This is a genomic window from Streptomyces sp. NPDC008092, from assembly GCF_042957285.1.
GTDB lineage: Bacteria > Actinomycetota > Actinomycetes > Streptomycetales > Streptomycetaceae > Streptomyces.
Genome location: NZ_JBIBHY010000005.1, coordinates 322,358 through 336,239, shown reverse-complemented (window position 1 = coordinate 336,239; position 13,882 = coordinate 322,358). Strand labels below are relative to the sequence as shown.

The 13,882-nt window shown below is 74.0% G+C and carries 9 protein-coding genes; 5 read left to right on the top strand and 4 right to left on the bottom strand.

Features of this window, described 5'->3' with window-relative positions:
• The first annotated feature begins 36 nt into the window (after positions 1 to 36).
• From ACFZB3_RS17940 to ACFZB3_RS17925, 4 genes are read left to right on the top strand one after another with little or no spacing between them, the layout of a single operon-like run.
• A complete protein-coding gene (locus ACFZB3_RS17940) occupies positions 37 to 1,713 on the top strand; it encodes a thiamine pyrophosphate-dependent enzyme (RefSeq protein WP_391376574.1) in 1,677 nt (558 codons plus the stop codon).
• Positions 1,714 to 1,718: 5 nt separating this feature from the next.
• Positions 1,719 to 2,375: a DJ-1/PfpI family protein gene (locus ACFZB3_RS17935; RefSeq protein ID WP_391376572.1), complete on the top strand. Its 657-nt coding sequence runs from the start codon at positions 1,719 to 1,721 to the stop codon at positions 2,373 to 2,375.
• 31 nt (positions 2,376 to 2,406) lie between these two features.
• Entirely contained in the window at positions 2,407 to 4,404 is a 1,998-nt protein-coding gene (locus tag ACFZB3_RS17930) for a maltotransferase domain-containing protein (RefSeq protein ID WP_391376570.1), read from the top strand.
• Entirely contained in the window at positions 4,401 to 5,909 is a 1,509-nt protein-coding gene (locus tag ACFZB3_RS17925; RefSeq protein ID WP_391376568.1) for a hypothetical protein, read from the top strand. The genes ACFZB3_RS17930 and ACFZB3_RS17925 overlap by 4 nt, the downstream gene beginning before the upstream one ends.
• Positions 5,910 to 6,175: 266 nt before the next feature.
• Here ACFZB3_RS17925 and ACFZB3_RS17920 read toward each other — a convergent pair whose 3' ends face one another.
• The 4 genes from ACFZB3_RS17920 to ACFZB3_RS17905 form a co-directional block, all read right to left on the bottom strand.
• A complete protein-coding gene (locus ACFZB3_RS17920; RefSeq protein ID WP_391376566.1) occupies positions 6,176 to 7,534 on the bottom strand; it encodes a helix-turn-helix domain-containing protein in 1,359 nt (452 codons plus the stop codon).
• A gap of 476 nt (positions 7,535 to 8,010) precedes the next feature.
• Positions 8,011 to 10,146, bottom strand: coding sequence for a dipeptide ABC transporter ATP-binding protein (locus ACFZB3_RS17915; RefSeq protein ID WP_391376564.1), 2,136 nt, complete (start codon positions 10,144 to 10,146; stop codon positions 8,011 to 8,013).
• Positions 10,146 to 11,036: an ABC transporter permease subunit gene (locus ACFZB3_RS17910; protein WP_391376562.1), complete on the bottom strand. Its 891-nt coding sequence runs from the start codon at positions 11,034 to 11,036 to the stop codon at positions 10,146 to 10,148. Before ACFZB3_RS17910 ends, ACFZB3_RS17915 begins: the two co-directional genes overlap by 1 nt.
• Complete coding sequence (locus tag ACFZB3_RS17905) at positions 11,033 to 12,016, bottom strand: ABC transporter permease subunit (protein WP_391376560.1); 984 nt, start codon at positions 12,014 to 12,016, stop codon at positions 11,033 to 11,035. Before ACFZB3_RS17905 ends, ACFZB3_RS17910 begins: the two co-directional genes overlap by 4 nt.
• Positions 12,017 to 12,150: 134 nt before the next feature.
• Here ACFZB3_RS17905 and ACFZB3_RS17900 point away from each other — a divergent pair, with 134 nt between their 5' ends.
• Positions 12,151 to 13,845: an ABC transporter substrate-binding protein gene (locus ACFZB3_RS17900; protein ID WP_391376558.1), complete on the top strand. Its 1,695-nt coding sequence runs from the start codon at positions 12,151 to 12,153 to the stop codon at positions 13,843 to 13,845.
• Positions 13,846 to 13,882: the final 37 nt, after the last annotated feature.

Sequence of the window (13,882 nt, the reverse complement as noted above, 5' to 3'; positions counted from 1 at the left end):
ACACCCGTCCCGCGAGAGGTCCGAGAGGTGACCAGCATGGACAGCAGGCCCGCGCGCGTCGCGCTCCTGGAGCAACTGGAGGCCGAAGGCGTCCGGTACATGTTCGGCAACCCCGGCACGGTCGAGCAGGGGTTCCTCGACGAACTGCGCTCCTTCCCCTCGATCCAGTACATCCTGGCCCTACAGGAGGCCACGGCCGTCGGCATGGCGGACGGCCACGCCCGCGCCACCCGCACCCCGGCGGTCCTGCAACTGCACTCCGGGGTCGGCCTCGGCAACGGCATCGGCATGCTCTACCAGGCCATGCGCGGCCACGCCCCGATCGTCACCCTGGTCGGCGAGGCCGGGCTGCGGTACGCGGGACTGGACGCCCAGATGGCCGCCGACCTGGTCGGCATGGCGGAACCCGTCACCAAGTGGGCGACCCGGGTGCTCGACCCCGACTCCACGCTGCGGGTGCTGCGCCGCGCCTTCAAGGTGGCCGGAACCCCGCCCTACGGGCCGGTCCTGGTGGTGCTGCCGGCCGACGTGATGGACGCCGGCACCCGGGAGGCGGTCGTTCCGGTCAGCTACCCGGACACCCGCAGCCGGCCCGCCCCGGACACCGTCGCCCAAGCCGCCGCACTGCTCGCCGGGGCCCGCCGCCCGCTGATCGTGGCCGGCGACGGCGTGCACTTCGCGGGCGCCCAGCCCGAACTGGCACGCCTCGCCGAGGTGTGGGGCGCCGACGTGTACGGCGCCGACTGGGCCGAGGTCAACCTCTCCGCGCAACACCCCGCGTACGCCGGTCAGTTGGGCCACATGTTCGGCGAGCAGAGCCGGCGGGTCACCGGCGCCGCCGACGGCGTCCTGATCGTCGGCACCTACGCGCTGCCCGAGGTGTTCCCGGCCCTGTACGACGTCTTCGCCGAGGGCACCCCGGTGGTCCACGTGGACCTCGACACCGACGCCATCGCCAAGAACTTCCCGGTCGACCTCGGCATCGTCGCCGACCCGAAGGCCACCCTCGGGCTGCTCGCCGACGCGCTGCACGGGGAGATGGGGGAGACGCGGCGGACGGAGGCGGCCGAACGGCTGCGGGTACGGGCCGCCGAGCGGGCCGACGCCCTGGCCGGGGCGCGGGAACGGGACCTGGCCGACGGCGAGGCGCAGTCCGTGCCCACCGCCGCGTTCGCCCGCGAGCTCGCCCGCCAACTGCCGCCGGACGCCCTGCTGTTCGACGAGGCGCTGACCGCGTCCCCGACACTCTTCCGGCACCTGCCGCCCACCGTGCCCGGCCAGTGGATGCAGACCCGCGGCGGCTCCCTCGGCGTCGGCCTGCCCGGCGCGCTCGGCGCCCAGCTCGCCCACCCCGACCGCACCGTGGTCGGCTTCACCGGGGACGGCGGCTCCATGTACACCTTCCAGGCCCTGTGGACGGCCGCCCGCCACGGCCTGCCCACCAAGTTCGTGATCTGCAACAACGGCAGCTACCGGCTGCTGGAGGACAACATCGAGGAGTACTGGCGGGAGACCGGCATACCGGCCCACGCACAGCCCGGCATGTTCGACCTCTCCCACCCGCCCATCGACTTCACCGGCCTCGCCCGCTCCCTCGGGGTGGCCGCCGTGCGGGTGGAGAAGCCCGGGCAGGCCGAGGGCGCGGTGGCCCAGGCCCTCGCCCACCACGGGCCGTTCCTCGTCGACCTGGTGACGGCCAAGGGAAAGGGGTGACCGCCGTGCGACTGAACGGACACAAGATCGCCGTCCTGATGGAGAGCGACTTCTACGAGCCCGAGATCCTCTACTACCGCTACCGCTTCCCCGAGGAGGGCGCCGAGGTCCACTTCCTGACCCGGCTCTGGGGCAACGAGGGCATGACCTTCCAGGGGCACGAGCACCGCATGCCCTTCGAGGTCACCGAGTCCTTCGAGGACCTCGACGAGTTCGCGCTCAAGGAGTACTCGGCGGTGATCGTCCCCTCCGGGATGGTCTCCGACCGCCTCCGCTACACCGAGGACCCCCAACAGCTGCCGCCCGCCTCGCAGTTCCTGCGCCGCGCGTTCGCCGACCCGGCGATCGTCAAGGGCATCATCTGCCACGGCATGTGGCTCGCCGCGCCGATCCCGAACCTGATGCGCGGCCGGCGCGCGGTCGTCCACAACAACCTGCTGGGCGACCTGCGGAACATGGGCGGCGAGTACGTCGACCAGGACGTCGTGATCCACGACGACCTGGTCACCGGCCGCACCGGCAACCACTGCCACGTCTTCGCCCGCACCATCATCGACCTGCTCGCCGACCGCGAGGCCGCCCAGTCGGGTCAGTCCGCCCAGTCCGGTCAGTCCGCCGAGGCCACCCAGTCCGCCCAGCCCGCCGCGGCCGGGCAGGGCTGACGGGACGGCGAGCGGGGAGAGGAGCGATCTCATGACACCGGTGACCGGGCGCATCCCCGTCCTCGACGTCCGCCCCCGGGTGCGGGACGGGGAACTGCCCGCCAAGGCCGTGACCGGCGAGCACCTCGACATCACGGCCACCGTCTTCCGCGAGGGCCACGGCGTGATCGCCGCGGACGTGGTCCTGCGCGGTCCCGGGGGAGCCCCCGCCCGGCGGGTGCCGATGACCCTCGTCGACCCGGACGCCGACCGCTGGAGCGCCACCGTGGTCCCCGACGCCGAGGGCCTGTGGATCTTCCGGGTCGAGGCCTGGGCCGACCCGCTGGCCACCTGGCGCCGGGACGCCGCGCTGAAGGTCGCGGCCGGCGTCGACACCGAACTCACCCTGCGCGAGGGCGTCCTGCTGCACGAACGGGCCGCGCACGGCGACAACGACATCACCGACTGGGGCAGGCGCGAGGAGGTCCGGGCCGCGGTCGCCGCGCTCCGGGACACCCTCGGCCCGGCCTCGGCCCGGCTGGCGGCCGTCACCGACCCCCGGGTGACGGCCGCCCTGGGCCGCTACGCGGTGCGCGAACTGGTCACCGCCTCCCGCCCGTTGCCGCTGCGCGTGGAGCGGCGGCGGGCCCTGGTGGGGTCCTGGTACGAGCTGTTCCCGCGTTCGGAGGGCGCGGTCGCGACGGCGGACGGGCGGATGGTGAGCGGCACGCTGCGGACCGCCGCCGGACGGCTGCCCGCCGTCGCGGCGATGGGCTTCGACGTGGTGTACCTGCCGCCCGTCCACCCCATCGGCGCCACCCACCGCAAGGGCCCGGACAACACGCTCGTCGCCGGCCCGGACGACGTCGGCTCGCCCTGGGCCATCGGCTCCTGGCAGGGCGGCCACGACGCCGTCCACCCCGACCTCGGCACCCCGGACGACTTCCGGTACTTCGTCGCCACCGCCCGGGACCTGGGCCTGGAGGTGGCCATCGACTTCGCCCTCCAGTGCTCCCCGGACCACCCCTGGGTGACCGGCCACCCCGAGTGGTTCCACCACCGGGTGGACGGCTCGGTCGCCTACGCCGAGAACCCGCCCAAGACCTACGAGGACATCCACCCCCTCGACTTCGACACCGACTTCGAGGGCCTGTACGCGGAGGCGCTGCGCGTCCTGCGGCACTGGATGGACCAGGGCGTACGGATCTTCCGCGTCGACAACCCGCACACCAAGCCGGTCCACTTCTGGGAGCGGCTGATCGCCGAGGTCAACGGCACCGACCCGGACGTGCTGTTCCTGGCCGAGGCGTTCACCCGGCGGGCCATGGTGCACGCCCTGGCCCAGGCCGGCTTCCAGCAGTCGTACACCTACTTCACCTGGAAGAACACCAAGCGGGAACTGACCGAGTACCTGCCCGAACTCACCCGGGACAGCGCCGACTTCCTGCGGCCCAACCTGTTCGTGAACACCCCCGACATCCTGCACGCCTACCTCCAGCACGGCGGCCGGGCCGCCTTCGAGGTACGGGCCGTGCTGGCGGCGACCGCCGCGCCCAGCTGGGGCGTGTACGCCGGGTTCGAACTGTGCGAGAACACCCCGCTCGCCGAGGGCACCGAGGACTACCTCGCCTCGGAGAAGTACCAGCTGCGGCCCCGCGACTGGGCCCGCGCCGAGGCCGAGGGGCGGACCATCGCCCCGCTGATCACCCTGCTCAACCGGCTCCGCCGGACCCGTCCGGCCCTCCAGGAACTGCGCAACCTGCGGCTCCAGCACACCGACAACGACCGGATCCTCGCCTACTCCAAACACGTGGACCTGCCCGAGGGCGGCACCGACGTGGTGCTGGTCGTCGTCAACCTGGATCCGCACCGGGCCCAGGAGGCCACCGTGACCTGCGACCTGGCGGCCCTCGGCCTGCCCGTCGACGGCACGCTCAAGCTCCGCGACGAACTCACCGGAGCCGCCTACGCCTGGGGCGAGTCCACCTACGTGCGCCTCGAACCGGCCCACCAGGTCGCGCACGTACTGACGACCGAGGAGGCGTCATGAGGACGGACACGAGCACGGAAACCAGGACGGACACGAGGACGGACACGAGGACGGACACGAGTACGGCGGCGGGTACGGCGGCGGGTACGGCGGCGAGGGCGGAGATCCTGCGGCCGCTGCTGCCCGCGCTCGGGCCCTGGATGGCGGGCCGCCGCTGGTTCGACACGCGCTACGCCGGAGCCCCGCTGACCGCCGAGGCGGCCTCGGTGGTCGGCGACGAAGCCCCGCTGCTGCTGCACGCCGTGGTCTCCGCCGACGGCGCCGCCGGACCGCTGCGCGTGCAACTCCTGCTGGGCCTGCGCCCGGAGCTGCCGGACCGGCTGGCCCCCGCCGCCATCGCCACCGTGCCGGCCGGCCGCTGGCAGGGCTGGCGGGTCTACGACGCGCTGGCCGACGGCACCCTGCTCGCCCTGCTGCTGCGCACCCTGGCGGGCGGCGGCGCGGAGCACGGGCCGCGCCTGGAGCGCAGCTCGCGCTATCCGCTGCCCGTCGGCCTGGTGCCCCGGCCGCTCCAGGTGGAGCAGAGCAACACCTCCGTGGCCTACGGCGACCGGGTCCTGCTGAAGATCTTCCGCCGCCCGGAGCCGGGACCGCACACCGAGGTCGAGGCGCTGCGGGCGCTCACCGGCCAGGACTGCACCCGCACCCCCCACCTCTACGGGGCGGTGCACAGCGACGCCCCCGGCGCGGAGGGCCTGGTGCTCGGCCTCGTCGAGGAGTTCCTGCCGGACGCCCGGGACGGCTGGGCGGAGGCGCTGCGGCAGGCGACCGACTCGGTGGCCGGCACCGGCCGCGGCTCGGCCCGGGGCTTCACCGGGGACGCGTTCAGCCTGGGCCGGGCCGTCGCCGACGTGCACGGCGCGCTCGGCGAGGCGTTCGGGCGGACCCGGCTGACCGTGGCGGACGTGGCCGAGGAGACGGCACGGATGACCATGCGCCTCAAGGAGGCCGCCGAGGAGGTCCCGGCCCTCGCCCGGTACACCGCCCGGCTCGCCGCCCTCTTCGACGACTGCGCCCGGGTGGCCGGGCGCGGCTGCCCGCTCTACGTCCAGCGCACCCACGGCGACCTGCACCTGGGGCAGGCGCTGCGGGCCCACGACGGCTGGCGGATCGTGGACTTCGAGGGCGAGCCGGCCCAGCCCGCCGCCGAACGCGCCCGCCCGCAGCCGGTGCTGAAGGACGTCGCCGGCATGCTGCGCTCCTTCGACTACGCGGCCCGCACCGGGCTCGCCGCCGTCGAGGACGGTGACCCGGCGGAGTCCTCGCCGGCGGCCCGGCTGCGGCGGCGCCGGCGCGCCTCCGCCTGGGCGGTGCGCAACCGGCGGGCGTTCGTCGCCGGGTACGCGGCCGCCGGGCACGAGGACCCGGACTGCCACCCCGTGCTGCTCCGGGCGTTCGAGGCGGACAAGGCCGTCTACGAGGCCGTGTACGAGTCCCGGCTGCGCCCCGACCGGCTGCCGGTCCCGCTCGCCGCGGTACACCGGCTGGCCGCGGCCCCGCACTGACGTCGGCCCGCGCCGGGAGCCCCCGCACCGGCACCGGCACCGGGCCCGGTGCCCGGACCGGTGCGGAACCCGGCGCCCGGCTCGCGTCGCACCGGCGTCGCAGTCGCGTCGCATCGGCGTCGCACCGGCGTCGCACCGGCATCGAATCCGGCGGTGAAAGGACCGGAGCCGGCACAAGGAAATGGGTGCCCGGCGGGCTTTCAATTCTCTTTGTCGTGCGGGTATTTCACGGCGGTTCCGGAAGGGGAATTCAGGTGGTGCGCGGGTCAGGAACGGCCCTGCTCGGTGAAGGACGTGCTCGGGTCGCGGTTCGGGGCCAGGCCGGCCGACGACAGCGCCTGGTCGTACGCCTGCAGGGCCGCCGTGCTGTTGCCCTGGCGGCGCCACAGGTCGCCCACGTAGCGCCAGTTGAGCGCGGTCTGGTGGGACGGCGGGAACTGGCGCAGCTGCCGGGTCGCGGCCTGGAGGCACTGGGCCGCCTGCTCGTGGTCGCCGCGCAGCAGATGGATCTCGGCGAGCGTGGCCCGCGCACCGACCGCCTGGATGCGGGACTCCGGGCCGGTGAGGCCGAGGGCCCGCTCCGCGTGGGCCGCGGCCTCGTCCCAGTTGCCGAGCATCGCGTCCGCGTCGGCCAGGCCGATCTCGCACTGGGCCAGTTCGGGCGCGTTGCCGACCTCCGCCAGCAACTGCTGGGCCTCCTCAAGGAGTTGCTTGGCGCGTGCCGGTTCGGGCTGGTCGACCTGGAGGAGCAGCGAGCCACAGTTCATCTTGAGCATGGCGACATGGCGGATGTTGTCGTCCTCGGACATCAGCGCCAGCGCCCGCTCCACCAGGGCCAGCGCCTCGTTCAGCTGGCCGCGGGAGCGGGCCACGAGCCCCGCGTTCCAGAAGACGGCACCCCGCGCGGCCCGTGCCCCCTGCTTCTCGGCGGCGTCCAGGAGCCGGACGCCGAGCAGCTGGGCCCGGGTGAGGTCGCCCCGCATGTGGAACGACGCCATCAGCGTGGCGCCGAGCTGGACGTGGTCGACCGTGACGTCCAGGCCGAGGGCGTCGAGCCGGGACATGGCCCGCTCGCCGATCTCGATGCTCGTCGTGATGTCGCCGGCGTTGCGGTAGCAGCGGCACAGGGCGACCGACACCGTGCACCAGTCGGCGGAGCCGGGCGGCAGCTCGGGGTCGCGCTGGAGGTCTTCGAGGATCGTGATGGCGGCCTCGATCCGGTCGAGCTTCTCCAGGGCGGAGGCCTGCGCGATGCGGGCGCGCCGGGTCATCGACGGGTCCAGCAGGGACGGCTTGGCCAGCAGGTCGCTCAGGGTCTGGAGGGCCTCGCCGTTGCTGCCGTTGCGCAGGGCCATCTCGCCGAAGGCCAGCCGCAGCCGGGTCTCCTCCAGCTCGTGGTCGTCGCGTCCGCTGCGCAGGTACTCCACGGAGCACCCCAGGCGCTCGGCGAGCGCGGCGAGCACCGAGTCCGACGGCGCGCCGCGCTTCCCCGACTCGATCAGGGAGATGTAGCTCGCCGAAATCTCACCGGACGCGAGGTCCTGCTGCTTGAGTCCACGTTTGCCGCGCAACACCCTGATGCGCTCGCCCAGTCCTGCGGCCGTCGCGTTGCCGAGTGGATCCATGCCAACTCCTCGGTGCAGTACTTGACTGTCGGGATGACAGATCGATGTTACCAGTAAGTTGATATCTACCCAATGGGCTTCCGGTGATCTTTTAGCGGCTCTCGACCGCATTTTGCAGCACGGTTCTCTGATCGAATTAGGGAGTCCCTTATGCGGTGCGGGATATTCCGTTTGGTTATTATTAATTTTGCAGGAAACTGCTTGACTGTAGAAGTCATTCAATGTTGACTGTAATTGTCAAGGCGCAACCTTCTATTGTTCAGGGGAGGGGATTTTCGTGAGCAATAAAATAATCGCGCTCTTCGCAATCGTCGTCCTGGTCAGTGGTCTCGTGGCAGGCGGCCTGTGGCTGAACGATTCCGGGCCGGGCTACCGTCCGGCACACGAAGGCATGGCCGAGTCCAGCGGTGGGAGTGGTGGCTGCTGCTGATCGCACACGCGCTTCGCACCGGACCGGGTCCGGTCCGGCGGTCGCACTACGGCCGCCGTACCGGACCCGGTCCTTCGTCGTGCGGGAAATGGCAGGAGACGGTGTGGCCGGCGGCCGGCCCGGCCGGCCGGCCGCGCGGTGTCTCCTCCGCGCAGCGCCGCCGCTCGGCGGCGGAGAGCACGCTCTGGACGGGACAGCGGGCCCGGAAACCGCACCCGGAGGCGGCGCGCGGACCCGGCCCGGGGTCGGCGGGCAGCACGATCCGGCGCCGGGAGCGCTCGGCGACCGGGTCCGGCAGCGGGACGGCCGAGAGCAGCGCCCGGGTGTAGGGATGGCGCGGCCGGCCGAACACCTCGGCCACGCCGCCGGTCTCCACCGTGCGGCCCGCGTACATGACCGACACCCGGTCGGCGAGCTGCCGGACCACCGCGAGGTCGTGCGAGACCAGCAGGTACGCCGGGCCCAGCTCCCGCTTCAGCCGCAGCAGCAGGTCCAGGATCGCGGCCTGCACCGACACGTCCAGCGCGGACACCGGTTCGTCGAGCAGCAGCAGCGCGGGGCCGACCGCCAGCGCCCGCGCGATGGCGACGCGCTGCCGCTGCCCGCCGGAGAACTGGTGCGGGTAGCCGTCCGCGTCCGCCGGGCGCAGCCCCACCTGGGCCAGCAGCCGCGGCACCCGCGCCGCGACCACGGCCGGCGGCACCCGTGCGGCGTGCAGCGGTTCGGCGACGATGTCACCCAGCGGCATCCGCGGATCGAGGCTCGACATCGGGTCCTGCGGCACCAGTTGCACCGCCGTCCGCAGCTCGCGCGCCGCCCGCCGGGAGAGCAGCGCGGTGTCCTGCCCGAGCACCTCCACCCGCCCGGCCTGCGGAGCCGCCAGCGCGGCGATCTCCCGCAGCGTCGTGCTCTTCCCGGCCCCCGACTCCCCGACCAGCGCCAGCGTCTGCCCGCGCCGCACCTCCAGATCGACCCACTCCACGGCCCGCACGGCCGGGGCCCGGCGGTGCCGGAACCCCGGCGCCGGGTACGACCGGCCGAGCCCGGAGACCGCCAGCACGACGTCCGCGGTGGGGCCGTCCGCTGGGCCGGCCCGTTCCCACGCCTGCGCAGGCGGCCGTCCGAACAGCTCCGCCGCGCTCCGGTGCCGTACCTCCGGGATCCGCCGGCAGGCCGCCGTGTGGGCGCCGGGCGCGGTGCCGTCGGCGCGGGACGGGCTGTCGACCCCCGTGAGCGGGGGCTCGGCCGCGTGGCACTCCGGTTCCGCCAGGGGGCAGCGCGGGGCGAAGGGGCAGCCCGGGCCGACGGTGCCCGGGGCAGGCGCGGTGCCCGGCACCGGGGTGGGCGGGACCCGGGCGTCCAGGCGGGGCACGGAGCCGACGAGGCCGACGGTGTACGGCATCCGGGGGCGGCAGAGCACCGCCTGCACCGGGCCCGTCTCCACCACCCGCCCCGCGTACAGGACCGCGACCCGGTCCGCGGCGCCCGCGACCACGCCGAGGTCGTGGGTGACGAGGAGCAGCGCCGCCCCCGTCTCCCGCCGGGCGGCCGCGAGCGCATCGAGGACCTGGGCCTGCACGGTCACGTCCAGCGCGCTGGTCGGCTCGTCCGCGACGAGGACCGCGGGCCGGTTCGCCACCGCCATCGCGATCATGGCCCGCTGGAGCATCCCGCCGGAGAGCTGGTGGGGCAGGGCGCGGGCCGCGCGGGACGGCTGCGGCACCCCGGTGAACTCCAGGAGTTCCACGGCCCGCCGCAGGGCCGACGCGCGGCGCGGGCGCGGGCGTTCGTGGATGCGCAGGGCCTCCGCGATCTGGTCGCCGACCCGCAGCACCGGGGTGAAGGCGTGCAGCGGGTCCTGGAAGACCATGGCGATCCGGCGCCCGCGCAGGCCGGCCAGCTCCCGCTCCGGCCGCCCCAGCAGCTCCTCGCCCAGCAGCCGTACCGAACCGCCCACCTGGGCGCCGGGCGGTGCCAGGCCGAGCAGGGACAGCGCGGTGAGCGACTTGCCCGCCCCGGACTCGCCGACCAGGCCCAGCACCTCGCCGGGACCCAGCGCGAGGTCCACACCGCGCACCACGGGCACGGGAGGGCGGCGCCGCCCGCCGCCGAGGGCGACCGTCAGGCCGCGCACCTCCAGGACCGCGCCCGCCGTCCCGCGCGCCGCCGGGCCCGCCCCCATCAGGCCAGCCCCGACACGGCACCGCGGGGCGGCCCGGCGGACCGCACCGTCGTCGGGTCCAGGGCGTCGCGCAGGGCGTTGCCGAGGAGGCTGACGGCCAGCACGAACGCGACGAGCAGGCCCGCCGGGAAGAAGAACATCCACGGATACACCAGGGCCACGTCGGACGCGTCCGCGATCAGCGTGCCCAGGGAGACGTCGGGCGGCTGGACGCCGAAGCCGAAGTAGGACAGCCCGGCCTCGCTGACCACCGCCCCGGCCACCGTGACCGTCGCGTCGGTGATCAGGAACGAGGCCAGGTGCGGCAGCACGTGCCGCCAGACGACCCGCACCGGCCCGACCCCCATCAGCCCCGCCACCACCACGAACTGCCGCTCCTTCAGGGAACGCGTCATGCCGCGCACCGCCCGCGCGGTGACCATCCAGCCCAGCAGGGCGAGCAGCCCGGCCAGCGCGAGCCAGCCCCACCGACGCAGCCGCGGCCCGAGCACCACGAGGACGAGGAAGCCGGGGAGCACGAGCAGCAGGTCCGCTGCGAACATCAGCAACCGGTCCGTCCAGCCGCCGAAGTAGCCCGCCGAGGCGCCCACCACCGCCGCGAGACCGGTGGCGACGGTGGCCACCAGCGCCCCGATCAGCAGCGACTTGCGCAGCCCGTGCGCGGCCTGGGCGAACACGTCCTGCCCGATCCGGTTCGTGCCCATCCAGTGCCGCGCGTCCGGCGGCTGCCGCAGCGCCGTGTAGTCGACGTCCGAGTAGGACCACCGGCACACGTACGGACCCGCGACGGCGAACACCACCAGGGCCAGCAGCAGCGCGAGCCCGCACAGCGCCCCCGGGTGCCGGGCCAGCCGGCCGAGCACCGCGCGCCCGCGCCGCCCCCCGCTCACGGCTGCCGCACCCGGGGGTCGAGCAGCGCGTGCAGGACGTCCGCGACCAGCCCCGCCAGCAGCACGACGGCCGCGGCGAAGCCGTCGACCGCCACCACCGAGTTCACGTCGCCCTTCTCCACCGAGTCGATCAGCCAGCTGCCCATGCCGGGCCAGCCGAAGACCCGCTCGGTGAACACGGCCCCGGTGACCAGGGTGAGGACGCCGAAGGAGAAGAAGACCGTCATCGGCACCAGCGAGATCCGCAGCCCGTGCCGCAGCAGCGCGCGGCCCGGGGTGAGTCCCTTGGCGCGGGCGGTGCGCAGGTGGTCCGAGCCGAGCACGTCCAGGGTGGCGGCGCGCTGGTAGCGGCTGTACAGGGCGATCGCGGCGAGCGCCACGCAGAGCGCGGGGAGGACCAGGTGGGCCGCGGTGTCCCGCAGGTGGACGGTCCAGTCGCCCCGGAGCCCGGGGGTGTGCTCGCCGGTGTACTTGACGACGTTGCCGCCCGCGGCCCGGTTGACCGCGAGGGCCCCGGTCTTCAGCAGCAGCGCCAGCACGAAGGTGGGCACGCACAGCACCGCGAAGGAGAACCCGGCCAGCGCCCGGTCGCCGAGCCCGCCGCGCCGGACCGCCGCCCACATCCCGGCCAGGGTGCCGACGGCCGTACCGGCCACCGTGCCCACCAGCAGCAGCCGTACCGACACGCCGATCCGGCGGCCGAACTCGGCGCTCACGGACTGGTCGTCGATGGTGCGGCCCAGGTCGCCGTGGGCGGCGCGGTCCGCCCAGTGCGCGAAGCGCTGCGGCAGCGGGGCGCGGTCGTCCATGCCGAGCCGGGACAGCTCGCGGTCGACGACCCGGGCCGGCGGCGCGGGCGTGCGGTCCTCGAAGTACGCGCGGGGATCGAGGGCGGTCGAGGCGAGGGCGTAGGAGAGGACCAGGGAGACGAGGAACAGGGCGACGCAGCGGACCAGACGCCTGGCGATCAGGAAGAACATGGCACTCCTGACGGAGGGGAGTGAGTCTGCCTTCTCTTCATTTGAGGGAAACATCGTGATGTTAAGCTCCGACGCCGCAATTCCCAGAGCAATGGGGGCAGTTGACGGACCTGTGGCGCCGGGGAGGCTGACAGGTGGAGCGATTACGGGGATGGCCCGCGTGGGTGGCCGCCTGGGCGCTCATCGTCCTCGCGGCGACCGGATGCACCGCGTCCGGCGGGCACGACGACTCCCGGCACCGGGCGCTGCCGACCTACGGCACCTACGACATCAACGCCCTGCCGTCCGGGGACCTGCGCTCCGGCGGGACCCTGACCGTGCCGATCACCCAGATGATCACGCAGTTCAACTTCAACCACGTCGACGGCGCCCTGGACGACGTGTGGACCGTCGACACGATGACGGAGCCGCGGCTCTTCACCCGCGACGCCCAGGGCGTCCCCCGGATCGTTCCGGACTACCTGGCCTCCGCCGCCGTCTCCACCGCCGGCGGGCACCAGACCGTCACCTACCGCCTCAACCCGAAGGCCCGCTGGTCCGACGGCAGGGCCCTGAGCTGGCGGGACTTCGCCGCCCAGTGGCACGCGGTCGGCGGCGGCGACGACCGCTACCCGGTCGCCGACCCGAGCGGCTACGACCGGATCGCCGACGTCCGCCAGGGCGCCGGCGCGCACGAGGTCCGGGTCACCTTCAGGAAGCCGTACGCCGACTGGCGCCGGCTCTTCACGCCGCTCTTCCCGGCCGCCGCCTACGACAGCCCGCAGCGCTTCGACTCCGACTGGCAGGGGCGCCTCCCGGTCACCGCGGGCCCCTTCCGGCTCGCCTCCGTCGACCGCACGGCACAGACCCTCACCCTCGTCCCGGACCCCGCGTGGTGGGGCACCCGGCCCCGGCTCGACCGGATCGTCTTCCGCGTCCTCGACCCCGACGCCGCCCTGCAGGCCTTCCTCAACGGCGAGGTCGACGTCGTCAACGCCGCCACCAGCGACGCCTACGCCCAGCTGGCCGAGGCCAAGGACACCGCCATCCGGGTCGGCTCCGCCTGGGACGAGGTGCACATCACGCTGAACGGCGCGAGCGGTCCGCTGGCCGACCGGGCGGTGCGCAACGCCCTCCAGCAGGCCGTCGACCGCCCGGCGCTGGCCGAGGTCGCGGCCTCCGGCCTGCCGGTGAAGGTGCCGCTGCTCGGCAACCACTTCTTCATGACCAACCAGCCCGGCTACGCCGACGACTCCGGCCCCTACGGCCGCTTCGACCTCCGGGCCGCCGAGCGCGCCCTCGACCGCGCGGGCTGGCGCAGCCGGGGCGACGGGCAGCCGAGGGTCAGGGACGGCCGCAGCCTCACCCTGCGCCTGGTGCTGAGCGAGGGCACCAACCGGCTCGGCGAGGACCTGGCCCAGCTCGTCCAGCAGATGCTGGCCCGGGCCGGGGTCCGCGTCGACATCGAGAAGGTCCCCGCCACCGCCTACGGCCCGCAGTACCTGGACAAGGGCAACTTCGACCTCGCCATCTTCCGGTTCACCGGGCTGACGTACCCCAGCTCCGCCTACGCCGTCTACCGGCGCCCGGCCGGCGGCCAGGTCTTCGAGAACTACGGCCGGGTCGGCTCGGCAAAGGTGGACCAGCTCCTCGACAAGGCCGCCGGCACCCTCGACGACCGGGCCGCACAGCGCCTCTACAACGAGGCGGACACCGAGATCTGGCGGCTCGGCCACGACATCGAGCTCTACCAGCGCCCCCAGATCCTCGCCGTCCGCAAGGGCCTCGCCAACTACGGGGTCCCGGGCCTCGGCGACATCGACTTCGCGAAGGTCGGCTGGGAGAAGTGAACGCGGCGCGGCCCCGTGCGGACGTGTCCGCACGGGG